We start from the raw sequence: 18,295 nt of genomic DNA, 5'->3' as shown, positions 1-18,295 counted from the left end.
GGTCCGGACCGGACGGCATACCGCAGGCGCACTAGGCTGGCTGGCGTGTCGCCCTATGCCGTCGTCGCCGCCGTCGTGGTCGTCGGTGTGCTGCTGTTCGTCGCCGCCATGGGGGCGCGCCGGCTGCTCGCCCCGCGGGCCGCGACCCCGGCCAAGCTGAGCACCTACGAGTGCGGTGTCGACCCGGTCGGGGAGGGGTGGGCGCAGACCAACGTGCGTTACTTCGTCTACGCCTTCCTCTACGTCATCTTCGCCGTCGACGCGGTCTACCTCTTCCCCTGGGCCACCGTGATCCGGCAGGCCGACCTCGGCGCCGCGAGCCTGGTGGAGATGGGCATCTTCGTCGCCGTCCTGCTTATCGGCCTGGCGCACGCCGCCCGCCGCGGCCTGCTGCGGTGGTGGTGAGCCGGTGACCACGTCGCTGCCCATGCCCCGGGTCGGCCCGGGCACCGAGCACGCCCCGACGCCGATCAAGGTGGTCCTCAACTGGGGCCGGCGCTACAGCCTGTGGGTGTTCAACTTCGGACTGGCCTGCTGCGCGATCGAGTTCATCGCCGCGTCGATGGCCCGCCACGACTTCATCCGCCTCGGCGTGATCCCGTTCGCCCCCGGGCCGCGCCAGGCCGACCTCATGGTCGTCTCGGGCACGGTCACCGACAAGATGGCCCCGGCGGTCCGCCGGCTCTACGACCAGATGCCCGAGCCGAAGTACGTCATCTCCTTCGGCGCCTGCTCCAACAGCGGCGGGCCCTACTGGGACTCCTACTGCGTCACCAAGGGCGTCGACCAGGTCATCCCCGTCGACGTCTACGTCCCCGGCTGCCCGCCCCGCCCCGAGGCGCTGCTCCAGGGGATCATGCGCCTGCAGGAGAAGATCGCGGCCGAGACGTTGTCCACCAAGGGAATTCGCGCCAAGTATGCCGGGTCGCGGCGCACGCACGCCGGTGCCGTGACGCGCCCGTTGCTGCACAAGCCCGCCGGACCGGTCCCGTCGGCCGCCGCGCCCGAGGCGCAGGCATGACCGTCGTGGAGACCCCGTGCCGCGACGTGCCCGTCGCCGAGTGGGTGCCCGCGCTGACCGCCGCCCGCGAGGAGGGCTTCGCCTTCTTCGACTGGCTGACCGCCGTCGACCAGACCGACGACGCCGAGGCCCCCGGCTTCGACCTCGTCTGCCATGTCATGCGCCATCGGGGGCCGGGTGCGCTCGACCGGCTGCTGCTGCGCACCCGGGTGCCGCTGGACGCCCCGGTCGCCAGCGCCACCGGCGTCTGGCGCGGCGCCGCCTGGCACGAGCGCGAGACGCACGAGATGTTCGGCGTCGACTTCGACGGCTTCGACGACGGCACCGGCCAGGGGCTGCGACCGCTGCTGCTGCCCGACGGTTTCGAGGGCACCCCGCTGCGCAAGTCCTTCGTCCTCGCAGCCCGGGCCAGCAAGGCGTGGCCGGGCGCCAAGGAGCCGGGGGAGTCCGAGGCCGGGTCCTCGCCGAGCCGCCGCAAGCTGCTGCCGCCGGGCGTCCCCGACAGCACCTGGGGGCCGCGGTGAGCCATGCGCTCGAGCTGGTGCTGCGCACGGTCAGCGTGCTCGCCGCCTTCCTCGTGCTGCCGCTGCTGGTCGGCCAGACCGAGCACAAGGTCATGGCGCACATGCAGGGCCGTCTCGGGCCGATGTACGCCGGCGGGTTCCACGGCTGGGCGCAGCTCGTCGCCGACGGGGTGAAGTTCGTCCAGAAGGAGGACATCACCCCGCGCGACGCCGACCGCCCGGTGTTCAAGCTCGCGCCCGCCGTCTCGCTGGTGCCCTACCTCGTGGCGCTCGCGGTCATCCCGCTGTCGCCGACCGTCGTGGCCGCCGACGTCGACGCCAGCGTGCTGTTCGTCCTGGCCGCCTCGGCCGTCGGCATCCTCGGCACGCTGATGGCCGGGTGGTCCAGCGCCAACAAGTACGCCCTGCTCGGCGGGATGCGCGCCGCGGCCCAGCTGCTCAGCTACGAGCTGCCGATCGTGCTGGCCACGGCGTCGGTCGCGCTCGCCGCCGGTACGGTCTCGCTGCCGGGCATCGTCCACGCCTGGCACCCGCTCTGGCTGCTGTGGCAGGCCCCCGGGGCGTTCTGCTTCCTGCTGGCCGCGGTCGCCGAGCTGCAGCGCCCGCCCTTCGACATGCCGGTCGCCGACTCCGAGATCGTCTTCGGCCCCTACACCGAGTACACCGGGCTGCGCTTCGCGTTCTTCCTGCTCTCGGAGTACGCCGGCATCGTGGTGATGTCGCTGCTGTTCGCGGTGCTGTTCCTCGGCGGCTGGCACGGGCCGTTCGCCGACACCATCGGCTGGGTGTGGACCCTGCTCAAGGCCGCCGCCGTCGCCGTCGTCGTGATCTGGTTCCGCGTGGCGTGGCCGCGGCTGCGCGAGGACCAGCTGCAGCGCCTGGCCTGGCTCGTCCTCGTGCCGGTAGCGATCGCCCAGCTGGCCCTGACCGGCGTCCTCGTGGTGGTGACCTCCTGATGTCCAGCAACCAGACCGATCCTGGCTCCCCGGCACCCAAGGGGCGCGGCGCCATACCCGGACTGATCAAGGGGCTGGCGACCACCGCGCGCACCCTGGCGCGGCCGAGCCACACCGCGGAGTACCCCGACGCGCAGCCGCACCTGCCGCCGCGCAGCCGTGGCGTCATCGCGCTGCTGGAGGAGAACTGCACCTCGTGCATGCTCTGCGCGCGCGAGTGCCCCGACTGGTGCATCTACATCGACTCCCACAAGGAGACGATCCCGGCGCCGACGCCCGGCGGCCGGGAGCGCCAGCGCAACGTGCTCGACCGGTTCGCCATCGACTTCTCGCTGTGCATGTACTGCGGGATCTGCATCGAGGTGTGCCCGTTCGACGCCCTGCACTGGAGCCCCGAGTTCGAGTACGCCGAGCTGGACATCCGCGACCTGCTCCACGAGAAGGAGCGGCTCGGGCAGTGGATGCCCACCGTGCCGCCGCCCCCGGCTCTCGACCCCGGGGCGCCCGAGCCGGCCGAGGTGGCCGCGGCCAACAAGCCGCCGCGTGCCGCACGCCCGGCGCGCCCGGCCACGACGGTGCGCCCGCAGCCGCCTGCCGCGCAGGGGGACGCGTGACGACCCTTGACGTGCTGTTCGCCGCCATCGGCCTCATCGCCGCCGCCAGCGCCGTGCTGGCCGTCACCACCCGCCACCTCGTCCACGCCGCACTCTGGCTCGTCGTCACGCTCGGCACCCTCGCCGGCTGCTACCTCGTGCTCGGCGCCGAGCTGGTCGCGCTGGTGCAGCTGCTCGTCTACGTCGGTGCGGTCGTCGTGCTCGTGCTGTTCGCGCTGATGCTCACCCGCGCGCCGATCGGCCCGAGCCCCGAGCACACCTCCGGCCCGGTGCAGCGGGTCGCCGCAGCCGTGGCCGGTGCCGGGGTCGCCGGCCTGCTCGGCGCGGTGCTGCTCACCGCGCTCGGCGGCAGGCTCGTCAGCACCCGCGAGGGCCGCACCCACGGCGTGGCCGAGCAGCTGTTCGGGACGTGGGTGTGGCCGTTCGAGCTGCTCTCGCTGCTGCTGCTCGTCGCACTGATCGCCGCCTTCGCGGTCTCCCGTATGCCGTCCGCGACCGGTGCCGAGGCGACCTCACCCGAGCGCCGGGCCGACGAGGCGGTGGAGGTCCCGTGATCCACCTCGCCCTGCCGCTCACCCTGGTCGCGATCCTCGCGGGGGCCGGTGCCTACGGGGTCATCGCCCGGCGCAACGCCGTCCTGGTGCTCATCGGGGTCGAGCTGATCCTCAACGCGGCCAACCTGCTGCTGGTCACCATGGGCTCGGTCCTCCCCGACACGCTGCGCTCCGGCCACGTGCTGGCGCTGTTCGTCATCACCATCGCGGCGGCCGAGGTCGGTGTCGCGCTCGCCGTCATCCTGGCGCTGTTCCGCGACCGCGGGCACGTCGACCTCAGCGAGCCCGGGACATGACCGGCCTGGCCACGACGACGGCACGGCTCGTCGTCCTCCTGCCTGCCCTCGCGGCACTCGCCGGGCTGCTGCTCGCGCGCCGGTCCCGAGCCGCCTCCGGGTTCGTCGCCATCGGCGCGGCACTTGCCGGTGTCGCCCTCGCGGTGCTCGAGCTGGTGGCCGTCCACTCCGGTGGCGTGACCGCCTCGATCGGGACGATCGGCGCGCTGCCGCTGGGCGAGCTCGCCGTGCCGCTGCACCTGCTCGCCGACCCGCTGTCGGCGGTCGTGGCCCTGGCGGTCACCGTCGTCGGCGCTGCGGTCCAGGGGTTCGCCCGGTGGTACCTCGCCGAGGACGACCGTTACCCGGTCTTCGCGGCGAGCGTCTCGCTCTTCCTCGCCGGGATGCTGCTCGCGGTGCAGTCCGCCGACCTCATCCTGACGCTGGTCGGCTGGGAGGTCATGGGCTGGTGCTCCTACCTGCTCATCGGCCACGACAGCCGTCGCGCCTCGGCCCGGCGCGCCGCGTTCAAGGCCTTCCTCGTCACCCGGACCGCCGACCTCGCGGTCGTCCTGGGCCTGGTGATCCTGGCCGCCGGGCCGCGCACGACCGCCATCCCGCGGGTCATCGCCCACTGGCAGGGCGACCACGGCGTGCTGCTCACCGCTGCCCTGATCTGCCTGCTGTCCGGCATCGCCGGCAAGTCGGCGCAGTTCCCGTTCCAGGACTGGCTGCCCGACGCCATGGAGGGCCCGACGCCCGCCTCGGCCCTGATCCACGCCGCGACGATGGTCGCGGCCGGCACCTACGTCGTGGCCCGGTTGTTCCCGCTGTTCCTCGCCTCCGACACCGCCCGCCTCGTGCTGGCCGTCGTCACGGCGGTGACCATGGTCGGCTCGGCCGTCCTGGCCTTCGGCCAGTCCGACCTCAAACGCCTGCTCGCCTGGTCGACCGTCAGCCAGGTCGCGATCATGCTCTCGGGTCTGGCCGTCGCCCCGGCGTCCCCGTGGCCCGGGGTCACCCACCTGCTCGCGCACGCCATGTTCAAGGCGCTGCTGTTCCTCGCGATCGGCTGGCTGAGCGTCCTGACCGGCGGCACCACCGCGGTGGCGATGACCGGCGGCCTGCGCGCGCACCCGATGCTGCGCGCCCTGGTGGGGGTCGGACTGCTCGCCCTGGCCGGCGTCCCGCCGCTGGCCGGGTTCGTGTCCAAGGAGCTGGTCATCGGTGCGGCCGAGGAGGGCACCCGGCACGGCCCGGTCCTGGGCGCCTGGCTGGTCCTGGTGGCCCTGCTCGTCACGGTGCTGTTGACCGCCGCCTACTGCACCCGCGCGTGGCTGGTGCTCACCCACGAGCGGGCCGACCTGGCGCAGCCGCCCGTGCCGGAGGCGGGCGCCGCCGGCCACGGCCACGCGCCGATCGACACCCCTGCCAGGCTGAGCGTGCAGTCGCTCGGCGTGCTCACCGTCCTCGGAGGCATCCTCGTGCTGACCCCGCTCGTCGGTGACGTGGGCAGCATCGGCTGGTTCACCGCCGTGCTCTCCCTGCTGCTGGTCGCCGGCGCCTTCCTCGGGGTCCGCCGCGGCGCCGCCGCCACGACCAGCGGCGACGCCGCCGAGCGGCTCGGGCCGGGGCGCACCGCCGCGCTCGACTCCGGGCTGGGCGTCGACACCCTCTACGTCCGCGCGCTCGCCCTTCCGGTCACCTGGCTGGCCCACGTCGTGGTCCGGGCCGACCGGGACGTCATCGACGCCTACGTCCGCGGCACGGCGGTGGCCACCCGCTGGGCCGGGGTGGGAGCCGAGCGAGCCCACACCCGCAAGCCCTCGGCATACCTGGTCTGGGTCCTGCTGGGCATGCTCGCGGTCGCCGTCGCGGGGGTGAGCCTGTGGTAGCCGTACTGCTCGCCGCGCTGGTGGTCCCGGCCGTCGCCGGGACCGGGCTGGTCCTGGCCGGCCGGGCTGTCCGCGCCGTGGACCCGTTGCGCGCCAACGCCTTCGCCCTCGGGGCGTCGGTGCTCACCTTCCTGCTGGTCGTCATCGCCGTCGTCGCGCGCCCCGGCCTGGACCGGCCCTGGGTGCCCTCGCTCGGGGTGCGCCTGCACCTCGGCGTCGACGGGATCAGCGCGCCCCTGCTCCTGCTCACCGCCGCCCTCGGCGTGGCCGTCGTGCTGCACGCGCGCAGCCAGCCGCCCGAGGGGGGCTCGGTGACGACGTTCTACGGCTGCCTGCTCATCGTCGAGCTCGGCGCGCTGGCCACGTTCCTGGTCCGCGACGCCGTCCTGTTCTTCGTCGCGTTCGAGACCGTGCTGGTGCCCATGTGGGTGCTCATCAGCCGCTACGGCGACCGGCACGACCCCGCGGCCCGGGCCGACGCCTCCGGCCGGTTCGTCCTCTACACCGCGCTCGGCTCGACGCTGATGCTCATCGGCATCCTGGCGCTCGTGCACGCCGCCGGCACCGGCGACCTGACGGCGCTCGCCGCCGGCCGCGGTGCAGGCATCGACCGTGGCACCCAGACGGCCATCGCGGTGCTGCTCGTCCTCGGGCTCGGCATCAAGGTCCCGCTGTTCCCCGTGCACACCTGGCTGCCGCCGGCCCACACCATCGCGCCCACCGCCGGCTCGGTGCTGCTGGCCGCGGTGCTGCTCAAGATGGGCACCTACGGCATCGTCCGGCTCGCCGTCGCCACGGTCCCGCAGGGGTTCGCCGCGGTCGCGCCGGTGCTCGGCGCCGCCGGCGTGGTCGGCATCCTCTGGGGAGGCCTGGCCTGCCTGGTCGAGAACGACCTCAAGCGGCTCATCGCCTACTCCTCGGTGGCGCACATGGGTTTCGTCGCGCTCGGCCTGGCCAGCGGCACCGCGACCGGGCTGCAGGCGGCGCTGTTCGCCAACGTCGCCCACGGCGTGGTCTCGGCGCTGCTGTTCTTCCTGGTCGGCGGCCTGAAGTCCCGCTGGGGCTCGGCCGACCTGCGGGTGGCCCGCGCCGCGCTGCGGGAGGTCTCCCCGCGGCTCGGCTTCGCCCTCGTCGTCGGCTTCGCCGCCTCCCTCGGCCTGCCCGGCCTCGTCGGCTTCTGGGGTGAGTTCCTGGCCCTGTATGCCGCGTGGTCACCGGCCGTGGGCTCCCCGGTCACGTTCTTCCGCGTGCTCGCGGCGGTGGCCGTGGTCGGCACCGCTCTGGCTGCCGGCTACTCGCTGCGCGTGCTGCGCACCGTCTGGGCCGGCGACCGGGACGCCCCGGCGCTGGTCGATGCGCGCGGCACGGAGCTGGCCGTCGTGGCGGTGCTGGTCGTCGCCGTCGTCGGGCTCGGTGTCCTGCCCGGGACGGTGCTGCGCAGCACCGCGCCGGACGTGGCCCGGATCGCTGTGGAGGCGGTCCGATGAGCGCCGTCGTCTCCGTCGACCTGCTGACCCTCGCCCCGGTCCTGGCCCCTGCAGCGGCGGCAGCGGCGGTCCTGGTCGCCGACGCCGCGGTGCCGCGACTGCGCCGCACCCACCTCGTAATCGCCGTTGTCGCGCTCGCGCTCGGTGCCGCCGGCACCTTCGGCGGACTGGGTGCCGCCGCCGGGGACGTCCGCAGGACGCTGTGCCTGCCCGGACACCCGGACGTGTGCCTCTACACCGCAGGCCCGGCGGCCTCCGCGCTGCAGCTGGCCGCCCTGCTCGGCGCGGTCGTCACGGTGCTCCTGGCCTGGCCGGGGGAGCGCGACGCACCCAGGGGCCGCACCGCGGTGACCGTCAGCCTCGTCCTGGCGGCCACCACCGGCGCCACCGCGGTGGCCGCGGCCCGTGACCTCGGCTCCTGGCTCGTGGCCGTCGAGCTGGCCACGCTGCCCACAATCGGCCTGGTCGCCCTGCGAGGCGTCCGGGCCGCGATCTCGGGCGCGGTCGCGTTGCTGACCACCTCGCTGGTGTCGTTCGCGATGCTCGCCCTGGCCGCGGCCTGCTGGTACACCGCGACCGCGAGCCCCCTGCTGGCACCCGACGCGGCGCTCGCCGCCAACACCGACCCCGCCCGGCGCGCCATCCTGGTGCTCGCCGTGGTCCTGTTCGTCGCGGGTATCGGCTTCAAGCTCTCGCTGGTGCCCTTCCACGCGTGGACCCCCGAGGCCTATGACGGCGGGTCCCTGCCTGTCACGGCGTTCCTGGCCGGCGCCTCGAAGGTTGCCGCGCTGGCGGCCCTGCTCGTCGTGGTCCGGGCCATCACCCCGCTCGGTGCCCCCGTGCTGACCGCGGTCGCGGTGGTGGCGGCGCTGAGCATGACCCTGGGCAACGTCATGGCCCTGCGCCAGGACACCGTGCTGCGCCTGCTCGCCTGGTCCACCGTCTCCCAGGCGGGCTGGGTGGTCCTGCCCCTGGCCACGGTCTCCGCCGGGGCCGTCGAGGCCTCCACCGCCTACCTGCTGGCCTACGTGGTCGCCACGCTCACGGTGTTCGCGGTGGTGGCGGCCGTCGCCCAGCTGCGGGGGCTGAGCGCGGCGCGCACGCTCACGGCATACCGGGGGCTGCTGCGCGACCGGCCCGGACTGGCCGTCGCGCTGGGGCTGGGCCTGCTGTCCCTGGCGGGACTGCCGCCGGGTGTTCTCGGCCTCGTCGCCAAGGTGGTCGCGCTGCGGCCGGTGGTCGGCGGGCAGCTGTGGCTGCTGGCCCTGGTGGCGGCGGCCAACGCGGTGCTCGGCGTCGCGGTCTACCTGCGCTGGCTGCGGGTGCTGTTCGAGCGTCCCGAGGGGGCTGTCGTGCCGACCGCCCGGCGGGCCCACCCGGCCGTGCTGCTCGCGGTCGGGCTCGGCGCGCTCGCCCTCGTGGTCACCAGCGTCGCGCCGCAGCTGCTACTCCACCTCGTCGGCGGCTGACCGGACCGGGCCGAGTCTGGACGGCGGCTGGGCACCGGCTGGACGGAACGCGCGCGTGCCCATCGACGTTGGACTGGGCATGCACAAGCACTACAACGGGCTCAAGACCGCCCTGCTGTTCGGCGGCATCTGGGCTCTCCTGCTCGCCGTGGGCTCGCTGGTCGCCGGGGGCAGGTACATCTGGCTGTTCGCGCTGATCGGTGTCGGCACCACTGCCTACGGCTACTGGAACAGTGACAAGCTGGCGATCCGCGCCATGCACGCCTACCCGGTCAGCGAGGCACAGGCGCCGGTGATGTACCGCGTCGTGCGCGAGCTGTCGACCCGGGCGGGGAAGCCGATGCCGCGGCTGTACATCTCGCCGACCGAGGCGCCGAACGCCTTCGCCACCGGGCGCAACCCGCAGAACGCCGCGGTGTGCTGCACCGAGGGGATCCTGCGCCTGCTCGACGAGCGTGAGCTGCGCGGCGTGCTCGGGCACGAGCTGATGCACGTCTACAACCGCGACATCTTCACCGCCTCGGTCGCCGCGGCGATCGCCGGCGTCATCACGAGCATCGCCCAGTTCTTCATGTTCTTCGGCATGTTCGGCGGTGGAGGCCGGGACAACGAGGAGGGCGGCAACCCGATCGCCATGCTGGCCATGGCGCTGCTCGCGCCGCTGGCCGCCGGGATGATCCAGATGGCGATCAGCCGCACCCGGGAGTACGACGCCGACGAGGACGGCGCGTCCCTGACCGGCGACCCGCTGGCGCTTGCCTCCGCGCTGCGCAAGCTCGAGATCGGGGTCTCGCAGGCGCCGCTGGCCCCCCAGCGCGACATCGTCAACGCCAGCCACATGATGATCGCCAACCCGTTCCGCACCCAGGACGTGTCCCGGTTCTTCTCCACCCACCCGCCGATGGCCGAGCGGATCGCCCGGCTGGAGGCGATGGCAACCGGCTACCGCGGCCACTGAACGGCCGACGACGTGCGGCGGGGTCCCGACAGGGCCCCGCCGCTGCGCTGTCGGCGCAAACCGGTGACAACCCCGCCGGGGCCTCTGGTTAGGTGAGCCCATGGCGAGCTTGACACGAGTTGAAGCAGAGGCGCGTTCGGCGCTCATCGACGTCACGGCATACGACGTCTCCCTGAACCTCGACGCGGGGGAGAGGACCTTCGGGTCGACCTCGACGGTGCGGTTCACCTCCCGCGAGCCGGGTGCGTCGACCTTCCTCGACGTCAAGGCGGTCGAGGTGCACTCGATCACCTTGAACGGCAAGGAGGTCGACCCCTCGGCGGTGCGCGGCCAGCGGGTCGTCCTGGAGGACCTGCAGGCCGAGAACGAGGTCACCGTCGTGGCGACGATGGCCTACAGCAAGGACGGGCAGGGCCTGCACCGGGCGGTCGACTCCGCCGACGGGCGGCACTACGTCTACGGCCACCTGTTCCTCGACGCGGCGCCGCGGGTGTTCGCCTGCTTCGACCAGCCCGACCTCAAGGCCCCCTACGACGTGCGGGTGCAGGCGCCCTCGGACTGGCTGGTCGTCGGCAACGGGGCGGCGACCCAGACCTCCGAGGGGCAGTGGACCCTGGCGACCACGCCGCCGCTGGCCACCTACTTCGTCACCGTCTGCGCCGGCCCCTACGTCTCGGTCAAGGCCGAGCACGACGGCATCCCGCTGGGCATCCACGCCCGCGCGTCGCTGCGGGAGGCGCTCGAGCGCGACGCCGAGCAGATGATGACCGTCACCAAGCAGTCGCTGGACTACTACCACTCGCTGTTCGGGATCCGGTACCCGTTCGGGGAGTACCACCAGGTGTTCGTCCCGGAGTTCAACGCCGGCGCGATGGAGAACCCCGGCTGCGTGACGCTGCGCGACCCCTACCTGTTCCGCGACGGGGCCACCCATGAGGAGGTCCTGACCCGCACCAACACCATCGCCCACGAGTGCGCCCACATGTGGTTCGGCGACCTGGTGACGATGAAGTGGTGGGACGACCTGTGGCTCAACGAGTCGTTCGCGGAGTACATGGCCCACCGCACGACGTTCGAGGGCTGCGGCTTCGACGACGCCTGGATCGACTCCTCGGTGGCACGCAAGGCGTGGGGCTACGCCGCGGAGCGGATGCCGTCCACCCACCCGGTCGCGGGGTCCCCGGCGCCCGACGGTGACACGGCGCTGCAGAACTTCGACGGCATCTCCTACGCCAAGGGCGCGGCCACCCTGCGCCAGCTCATCGCCTACATCGGTGACGAGGCGTTCCTCGCCGGCGTCCGCGACCACCTGACCACGCACTCCTTCGGCAACGCCGACCTCGCCGACTTCCTCGGTGCCATGGAGCGGGCCAGCGGCAAGGACCTCGACGCGTGGGCCGACGCGTGGCTGCGCACCGCCCAGCTGGACACCATCGAGCTCGACCTCGAGACCGGCGACGGCGTCATCGCGGGGGCGAGCCTGCGCCGCACCCGGCCCAAGGACTACCCCGCCGACCGTCCGCACAGCCTCGACGTGGCCGGCTGGTCCGGCGGCGAGGAGGTGTTCCGCGTGGAGACCGTGCTCGACCGGGACGACATGACGCTGCCCGACCTGGTCGGCGCTCCGGCAGCCCGCGTGGTCGTGCCCAACGCCGCCGACCTGACCTGGGCCACGGTCACCCTCGACCCCGCCACGGTGGAGGCGCTGCCCACCGAGCTGGCGCAGATCCCCGACGGCCAGGCCCGGGCGGTCGTGTGGACCGCGCTCGTCGACGGCGTGTGCCTCGGCACCGTCGACCCGCGGCAGATGCTGCGGGTCTTCGAGGGCGCGTGGGCCCTGGAGACGCACGAGTCGATCCTGTCCCGCATGGCCATCCAGATGGTCGGCCGGATCATCCCGCAGTTCCTCCCGGCCGCCGAGCAGGAGGCCGCCACCCAGGTGGTGGCCCGGGCGGCGGCGACGCTGCTCGAGCGCGCCGAGCCCGGCTCGACCACCGCCCTGCTGGCCGCGCGCTACCTGGCGCGGACCAGCGACGACGTCGAGCTGCTCCGGCGCTGGGCGGCGGGAGAGGGCGTGCCGGAGGGCCTGGCCGGTGACAACGACCTGCGCTGGCTGGTCCTGCGCAACCTCGCCGGGCGCGGTGCCGTCGGCGAGGCCGAGATCGACGCGGCGCTGGAGCGGGACAACACCATGCAGGGCGGCCTCCAGGCGCTCTACGCCAAGGCCGCCCGGCCGACGGCGGAGGCCAAGGCATGGGCGTGGGAGCAGATCACCGGCGACCACGACCGGTCCAACTACGAGATGGTCTGGCTCGCCCAGGGCTTCTGGCAGGCCGGCCAGCTCGACCTCGTGCGCCCCTACGCCGAGCGCTACTTCACCGACGTGCCGGCGATGGCCGGGCGGGTCGGCGAGGACGCGCTGAACAACGTGGCCAAGCCGGCCTTCCCGTCGGTCGTCGTCGAGCCGGCCACCCTCGAGCTGCTCGAGCAGGCCCTGGCCGGTGGCACGCTCACCCCCGCGGTCCACCGCGCGATGGTCGACACCGGCTCGCAGCTGCGCGAGGCGGTGACCTCCCGGGCGACCTGGGGCGCCTGAGCGGTGACCCGACCTCGTGGGTGACCACCCGCGATACCCCTCCGGCCCCCGGGCGTGAGACTGCTCACGCCCGGGGGCCGGAATCGTTCACGCTTCAATCGTCTTGGCACTGGGGTAGGACAAACCCGACCTTCTTCCCCCCAGGATGGTGAGCCTCCCGTGAGCGACGTGTTCGCCCCGTTCTCCCTCGGCCCGCACGAGCTGAGCAACCGCATCGTCATGGCGCCGATGACGCGCAACCGCGCCGACGCCGACGGTGTCCCGACCGACATCATGGCCACCTACTACGGCCAGCGTGCCGGCGCCGGCCTCATCGTCACCGAGGGCGTCCAGCCGTCGTCGACCGGGCAGGGCTACCCGCACACGCCCGGCCTGCACTCCGACGAGCAGGTCGAGGGCTGGCGCAAGGTCGCCGACGCCGTGCACGCCGAGGGCGGCGTGGTCTTCGCCCAGATCATGCACGCCGGGCGCATCTCCCACCCCGCGCTGATCGGCACCCAGCCGGTGGCCCCGTCCGAGGTCAAGCCCGCCGGTGAGGTGTTCACCCCCGAGGGCCTCAAGCCGTTCGAGACCCCGCGCGCCCTCGAGACCGCCGAGCTGCCGGGCATCGTGGCCGAGTACGTCGACGCCGCCCGCCGCGCGGTCGCGGCCGGCCTGGACGGCGTCGAGCTGCACGCCGCCAACGGCTACCTGCTGCAGCAGTTCCTCTCCGACAACACCAACCAGCGCACCGACGAGTACGGCGGCTCCCCGGAGAACCGCGCCCGCTTCGTCATCGAGGTCACGCAGGCCGTCGTCGAGGCCATCGGCGCGGAGCGTGTCGGCATCCGCCTGTCCCCGGGTGGCGACTTCAACGACATCCACGAGACCGAGGCGGCGCAGACCTACGCCGAGCTCCTCGCCGGCATCAAGCCGCTGGGCCTGGCCTACCTGCACGTCATCGACGACCCGTCCGGTGAGGTCGCGTCCGCGCTGCGCGAGGGCTTCGACGGCACCGTCATCGTCAACACCGGCTTCGCCGGCTCCAGCGACCTGTCCACGGCCCAGGAGGCCCTGGCCCAGGACCGCGGCGAGCTGTTCTCCATCGGCCGGGCCTTCATCTCCAACCCCGACCTGGTCGAGCGGCTGAAGGCCGACGCCCCGCTGGCAGACCCCGACATGGACACGTTCTACGCCGGTGGCGCCAAGGGCTACGTCGACTACCCGACGCTGGAGGAGTCCGCGGCCTGACCCGCACCCCCGGTATGCCGAGCGGCCGGCACCCAGCCACCCGGCATACAACGCGAGGGCCCCGCACCGTCACGGTGCGGGGCCCTCGTGCGTCGGGCCAGCGGGTGTGGCCGAGCTGCACGTCAGCGGTAGTTGACGAACTGCAGCGCCACGTCGAGGTCGGCGCCCTTGAGCAGCTGCTGCACGGCCTGCAGGTCGTCGCGGGACTTGCCGGTCACCCGCAGCTCGTCGCCCTGGATCAGCGGCTTGACGTTCTTGGGGCCCTGCTCGCGGATCAGCTTGGAGATCTTCTTGGCGTCCTCCTGGCTGATGCCGTCCTTGAGCGAGGCCTCGAGGCGGTACTCCTTGCCGGACGGCTTGGGGTCGCCGTCGCCGAGGTCAAGCGCCTTGAGCGAGACGTTGCGCTTGATCAGCTTGGTCTGGAACACGTCGAGGACCGCGCGCACGCGCTCCTCGGAGTTGGCCTTCATGAGGATCTTCTCGCCGGACCACTCGATCGAGGCGCCCACGCCCTTGAAGTCGTAGCGCTGCGAGATCTCCTTCTCGGCCTGGTTCAGCGCGTTGCTGACCTCCTGCTTGTCGACCTTGCTGACGACGTCGAACGATGAGTCGGCCATGGCTGCTCCTTCGGGTGGGCGAAGCGCTGGGCGCTCGCGGGGATCGGGCTCGGGTCCAAGCCTGCCACGCCGACTCGATTTGGCTCCGGGCGTGGTGTCGTTGCTATCCTTCACACCGCACACGGCAGGTTGTCCGAGCGGCCAATGGAAGCGGACTGTAAATCCGTCGCGAAAGCTACGAAGGTTCGAATCCTTCACCTGCCACCCAGTGCAGATCGGCCCCCGGCTGAGCACGAGCTCAGCACGGGGGCCGACCTCTTTTCCGTCCGGGTGTGCCCGGCGGGATCCGGCTGACGATGGCTGTACGCGGCCTATACGCGGCCTCGGACGCCCGATCTCAGGGGAGTGGCCGTTCGCAGCGAGCTCCAGCGGCGTGAGGATGGGCCGCCGCTCGATGGCATCGCGCCCGCACCCTCGGATAGGGCTGGCCATCTCAGCTGATTCACGCCCATCCCTGCTGGATGACGTGCGCAGACGTTCGCGGCTGCTGTCATCGGGTGCGTGAGGACCCCGGGGCGCTGCTTCCTGCTGACCGTGGCGGTCCTCCTCGCCTTCACCGTGCTGAGGGGTCTGGGACTGGCGGGGCCGCCCGGTGTGTCGGTCCCGGTGCTCCTCGCGGCGCTCGCGCTGGTCGCGGCGTGGTCCGGGGCCTCCCTCGCCGACCTCGGCCTGGAACCGGCGGCCCTGCCCGCCGGGCTGCGGTACGGCGTGGTCGCCTTCGCGGCGGTGGGCATCGCGCTCGCGCTGGCCGCGGAGATTCCGATGGCCAGAGCGGCGCTCCATGACCAACGGGGGGAGATCTCCGGGGGGCACCTGCTGTACGAGCTGCTGGTGACCGTGGTGCTGTTGACGGCCATCCCGGAGGAGTTCGCTTTCCGGGGGGTGCTCCTGGGGTCAGCGTCAGCGCTGTGGGGTCCCCGGCGCGCCGGTGTGGTCACGGCGGTGCTGTTCGGGCTCTGGCACGTCCAGCCGACGCTGCAGACGATGGCGGACAACGCCGCGGTCTCTGGCGCGTCCTCGCATGCGGCGGGCCAGGTTGCGTTGGTGGTTGGGGCTGTGGTCGTGACCTTCGTGGCGGGACTGGCGTTCGCCTGGCTGCGGTTGCGGTCGCGGAGCCTGGTCGCCCCGGTCCTGGCCCACGTCGCGACCAACGGGCTCGCCCTGGTCGCGGCGTGGGCGGTGCTGCACGGTCGCCTGCCGTGACGGAGGGGAGGCCGGGCGGGGCTTCAGTCGACGTTGGCGACGGCCTGGCGCACGGCGGCCAGCTCCTGCTCGGTGACGCCGGCAGGCTGCAGGACCGCCGCCCACCCGTCCACGTACTCGCTGGTGTACTTGTGCCCGTGCCCGGGCGGCACGCCGGTGGAGAACGGCAGGTCGGCGGTCACCTGCCAGAAGCTCACGAACGGGATCCAGACGATCCCCGCCAGCACGTCCTTACCGGGCAGCTCGCTCATCCACGCGGGTCGGTGGAGGATGAGGTTCGGGCTCCACCAGACGATGGGGTCCGAAGGGTGCATCAGGTACAGCACGCGGCTGCCCGACCAGGGCTGGTCCTGCGGGGGGATCCCGGCGGCGGGGTTGCTGGTGAACCGGACGGTGCGGCCGTCCTTGTATACGGGCTGGATCTCCGGGCTTGCCGGTGCGCGGTTGTCGCTGAACTCGCGGAACAGCGTGTTGAAGTTGGGTGGGCCGGCGAACAGGGTGCCGTTGGTGCGGTTGCGCAGGTCGTACTCGCCACTGAACGCCGTCTCCCCGCCGAAGGAGCCCAGGCTCTCCCCGGCCACGAACAGCCGAGGCCGCTGCCCGGCCGGCAGCTTCGACCACGGGTCGTAGACGGCGTCGAACAGTGCCCGGCCCGCCTCCCTGGCCTTGGACTGGTCGACCAAGTAGGAGATCCAGGACGGCAGGTAGGAGTACTGGATGGCCACCGTGGCTGAGTTCCCACCGGTGAGGTACTCGAAGGTGTCCACGAGGGCAGGGTCTACCCAGCCGCTGCCCGTGGTGGTGACCACGAGCAGGTTCTTCCGCGCGAACCCGCCGGCCCGCTGCAGGTCCCGAACCGCCAGGGCCGCCCGGGCCTCGGCGTCCGGCGCCGACGCGAGGCCGGCATACACCCGGATGGGTTCCATCGCGCTGTGGCCGGTGACCTTCTCGATGTCCGTGGGTGACGGGCCGAGCCCGGCGAACGTGCGCCCCTGGTAGCCCAGGGTGTCCCACGGCACGACCGACCCCGGACCGCCGGCGCGCAGGGCGGTCGTCGGCTGGTGCACTCCCTCGGCAGTGGTGGTGTCGCGCAGGGAGAAGGCCTTGTCGGCCACGGCGACGAACCCGTCCAGGAGCAGGCCGCTCACGACCAGCCAGGTCAGGCCGACGACGAGCACCCATCCCACGGCCCTGGCGGCGCGCGGGCCGACCCACCTCGTCAGCAGCCCGGCCGCCCACCGGTACAGGCGCCGCAGCCCGCGGCCGATCAGGAGGATGACGGCAAAGGTGACGGCCGCGACGAACGGGGACAGCACGACCAGCGCGACGTTGTAGTCCGTCACGCCCATCAGCGCCCGGATCTGGTGCTGCCAGTACTGGCCAAGTCCGAAGGAGAGGGGCACGAGGACTGCGCTGCTGACCAGGAAGGCCGGCCATGCCCAGCTGCGGGGCGACCGGGCTTCACGGTCTGCGAACGCCCGCCACACCCACCCACCCACGACGCCCAGGCCGTAGCCGATGGCTGCGGTGATGCCCCAGACCAGCCCCTGGATCAGGCCCCCGCGGGGGAGCAGTGAGGGCGTGAACGACAGGCACCCGGCGAGGAGTGCCCCCCAGCTCCCCGGGAGGGTGACGTGCCCCAGGCGGCGAAGCCTGCCCGGCCCGCGCGCAGCGACATCCGTGCTGCCAGTGTCGTTGCCGGTCTCAGACCCTCCCGGCCCGGTCGGCGCGGCGGGGGTTGTCATTCCGGAGCCGGTCGGCTCGGCAGCCATGGCTTCGTGTCCGGACTCCACCGCTTCGGACACCTAGACGGTCCGATGGCTGTTGCGGTGTCGACGCACCCAGTGCATCAACGCCTCCGGGATGATGAGGACGATGGCTGCCCCAGCCATGAGGAAGATCAGCGCGAGCATCAAGCCGACCGAGGCGACGACGATCCCATCCACAAACGCCATCACGACCACCCGCTGCCCTAGCCCCGTGCCACCACGAGGTGATCAGGCTCCCGCGGTGCCACCTCGCGGGGCGTCCTCCCGGCGGGATGATGTTCGTGACCGACGATGGTCAGGCCGTGCCTGGGCGGCGTCGATGGTGGTGCCGCCGACGCCCGGGCAGGCCTCGGACCGGAAGGTCAGCGCCACCGCCCGATGGTTGGCCGCGCACCGGCCGCCCACGCCGCGCCCACCACGAGCCAGCTCACCCAGGGCTACCTCGACCTCCGATCCGGGGACTACCTGCGAGTCCAGCTCGACCCGGCCTCGGTCGCCCGCGGCAACTTCGTCGTCGCCATCCCGCATGTCGGCCTCGTATGGCCGACCGGGCGGGCGAGCGTCACCGTCGAGTCTCCCCAATCCACCCAGTTGCGGTATGACGGTGGCGGCACCCGGGACGCCGACGCCATCCTCGATACCGAGTTCGGCGTGGGGTACCGCCAGCAGGGCGCGGGGCAGGCAGTCCACTTGCGCGTGGTCGGTCACGTCGACCCGGCGCACGGCACCGCCTCGGTCCGGGTGTGGATCGACGACGCGCTGACGAACATCGTCACAGAGCCGGCGTCGGACTCGCAGTCCGCGAGCGACGCCGCCTCGGCGTACCTGTCCGAGCTCAAGGCCCGCGACTGGGCCGCCCTGTACGCGATGGCCGACTCCGACCTGCGCAGCGGGCTGAGCGAGGCGAAGTTCGCCGAGGGCATGGCCCAGGCACCCGAGGCGCAGGGACTGGCCGGCGCGAGCGCAGACGCCCCAACGGTGAGCACCAACGGCGCCGGGGTCACCTGGGCTAACGTGCCGATCCACCTGACCTACGCCAACAAGCCGTCCAAGGACGGCACACTGGTGCTCATCCTGCAGGCATCCGGGTGGAAGGTGTTCACGGTCAAGTGAGCCGACGGCGCCGA

The 18,295-nt window shown here is 72.7% G+C and carries 18 protein-coding genes and 1 tRNA gene; 16 read left to right on the top strand and 3 right to left on the bottom strand.

The features are described 5' to 3' along the window. Nucleotides 1–45 precede the first annotated feature (45 nt). The 13 genes from FB474_RS15335 (at nt 46) to FB474_RS15275 (ending at nt 13,579) form a co-directional block, all read left to right on the top strand. On the top strand, nt 46–405 hold the full coding sequence (locus FB474_RS15335) for an NADH-quinone oxidoreductase subunit A (RefSeq protein WP_221632553.1): 360 nt from the start codon (nt 46–48) through the stop codon (nt 403–405). A gap of 22 nt (nt 406–427) precedes the next feature. After that, nucleotides 428–1,021 carry an NADH-quinone oxidoreductase subunit B gene (locus tag FB474_RS15330; RefSeq protein ID WP_141790034.1) on the top strand — a complete coding sequence of 198 codons (594 nt, stop codon included), beginning with the start codon at nt 428–430 and terminating at the stop codon, nt 1,019–1,021. Further along, the gene (locus FB474_RS15325) at nt 1,018–1,545 is read left to right on the top strand and encodes an NADH-quinone oxidoreductase subunit C (protein ID WP_141789431.1); all 528 of its coding nucleotides are present in this window, start codon (nt 1,018–1,020) and stop codon (nt 1,543–1,545) included. Before FB474_RS15330 ends, FB474_RS15325 begins: the two co-directional genes overlap by 4 nt. Next, nucleotides 1,542–2,501, top strand: a complete 960-nt coding sequence (nuoH, locus tag FB474_RS15320) for an NADH-quinone oxidoreductase subunit NuoH (RefSeq protein WP_141789430.1) — start codon at nt 1,542–1,544, stop codon at nt 2,499–2,501. The genes FB474_RS15325 and nuoH overlap by 4 nt, the downstream gene beginning before the upstream one ends. Beyond that, nucleotides 2,501–3,115, top strand: coding sequence for a NuoI/complex I 23 kDa subunit family protein (locus FB474_RS15315; protein ID WP_141789429.1), 615 nt, complete (start codon nt 2,501–2,503; stop codon nt 3,113–3,115). Before nuoH ends, FB474_RS15315 begins: the two co-directional genes overlap by 1 nt. Next, nucleotides 3,112–3,669 (top strand): NADH-quinone oxidoreductase subunit J family protein, encoded by a 558-nt coding sequence (locus tag FB474_RS15310; protein WP_141789428.1) that lies wholly within the window; start codon nt 3,112–3,114, stop codon nt 3,667–3,669. Before FB474_RS15315 ends, FB474_RS15310 begins: the two co-directional genes overlap by 4 nt. After that, nucleotides 3,666–3,965 (top strand): NADH-quinone oxidoreductase subunit NuoK, encoded by a 300-nt coding sequence (gene nuoK, locus FB474_RS15305; RefSeq protein ID WP_141789427.1) that lies wholly within the window; start codon nt 3,666–3,668, stop codon nt 3,963–3,965. The genes FB474_RS15310 and nuoK overlap by 4 nt, the downstream gene beginning before the upstream one ends. Continuing rightward, nucleotides 3,962–5,839 (top strand): NADH-quinone oxidoreductase subunit 5 family protein, encoded by a 1,878-nt coding sequence (locus FB474_RS15300; protein ID WP_141789426.1) that lies wholly within the window; start codon nt 3,962–3,964, stop codon nt 5,837–5,839. The genes nuoK and FB474_RS15300 overlap by 4 nt, the downstream gene beginning before the upstream one ends. Beyond that, a complete protein-coding gene (locus tag FB474_RS15295; RefSeq protein ID WP_141789425.1) occupies nt 5,833–7,326 on the top strand; it encodes a complex I subunit 4 family protein in 1,494 nt (497 codons plus the stop codon). Before FB474_RS15300 ends, FB474_RS15295 begins: the two co-directional genes overlap by 7 nt. Continuing rightward, nucleotides 7,323–8,795, top strand: coding sequence for a proton-conducting transporter transmembrane domain-containing protein (locus tag FB474_RS15290; RefSeq protein ID WP_141789424.1), 1,473 nt, complete (start codon nt 7,323–7,325; stop codon nt 8,793–8,795). Before FB474_RS15295 ends, FB474_RS15290 begins: the two co-directional genes overlap by 4 nt. 79 nt (nt 8,796–8,874) lie before the next feature. Further along, nucleotides 8,875–9,753 carry a zinc metalloprotease HtpX gene (gene htpX, locus FB474_RS15285; RefSeq protein ID WP_141790033.1) on the top strand — a complete coding sequence of 293 codons (879 nt, stop codon included), beginning with the start codon at nt 8,875–8,877 and terminating at the stop codon, nt 9,751–9,753. Between the two features lie 100 nt (nt 9,754–9,853). Continuing rightward, entirely contained in the window at nt 9,854–12,349 is a 2,496-nt protein-coding gene (gene pepN / locus FB474_RS15280) for an aminopeptidase N (protein ID WP_141789423.1), read from the top strand. 159 nt (nt 12,350–12,508) lie between these two features. Continuing rightward, nucleotides 12,509–13,579 (top strand): alkene reductase, encoded by a 1,071-nt coding sequence (locus tag FB474_RS15275; protein ID WP_141789422.1) that lies wholly within the window; start codon nt 12,509–12,511, stop codon nt 13,577–13,579. Nucleotides 13,580–13,701: 122 nt separating this feature from the next. On the opposite strand, the gene FB474_RS15270 is transcribed toward FB474_RS15275, so the two are convergent. Further along, entirely contained in the window at nt 13,702–14,196 is a 495-nt protein-coding gene (locus FB474_RS15270) for a YajQ family cyclic di-GMP-binding protein (protein ID WP_141789421.1), read from the bottom strand. A 123-nt stretch (nt 14,197–14,319) separates the two neighbouring features. Here FB474_RS15270 and FB474_RS15265 point away from each other — a divergent pair. Then, nucleotides 14,320–14,400 (top strand) — tRNA-Tyr (locus FB474_RS15265). Between the two features lie 297 nt (nt 14,401–14,697). Further along, nucleotides 14,698–15,399 (top strand): CPBP family intramembrane glutamic endopeptidase, encoded by a 702-nt coding sequence (locus tag FB474_RS15260; RefSeq protein WP_141789420.1) that lies wholly within the window; start codon nt 14,698–14,700, stop codon nt 15,397–15,399. 23 nt (nt 15,400–15,422) lie between these two features. Here the strand turns inward: FB474_RS15260 and FB474_RS15255 are convergent, their stop codons facing one another. Both FB474_RS15255 and FB474_RS20835 read right to left on the bottom strand, forming a co-directional pair. Then, on the bottom strand, nt 15,423–17,144 hold the full coding sequence (locus FB474_RS15255; RefSeq protein ID WP_141789419.1) for an alpha/beta hydrolase: 1,722 nt from the start codon (nt 17,142–17,144) through the stop codon (nt 15,423–15,425). 60 nt (nt 17,145–17,204) lie between these two features. Beyond that, nucleotides 17,205–17,354 (bottom strand): hypothetical protein, encoded by a 150-nt coding sequence (locus FB474_RS20835; RefSeq protein WP_185746190.1) that lies wholly within the window; start codon nt 17,352–17,354, stop codon nt 17,205–17,207. A 192-nt stretch (nt 17,355–17,546) separates the two neighbouring features. Between FB474_RS20835 and FB474_RS15250 the strand changes: the two genes are divergently transcribed. Beyond that, nucleotides 17,547–18,281, top strand: a complete 735-nt coding sequence (locus FB474_RS15250; protein ID WP_141789418.1) for a hypothetical protein — start codon at nt 17,547–17,549, stop codon at nt 18,279–18,281. The last annotated feature ends 14 nt before the right edge of the window (nt 18,282–18,295 follow it).

Origin of the sequence: Oryzihumus leptocrescens (assembly GCF_006716205.1) — a bacterium.
Taxonomy (GTDB): Bacteria; Actinomycetota; Actinomycetes; order Actinomycetales; family Dermatophilaceae; genus Oryzihumus; species Oryzihumus leptocrescens.
This window is presented reverse-complemented; position numbering and strand designations above follow the sequence as displayed.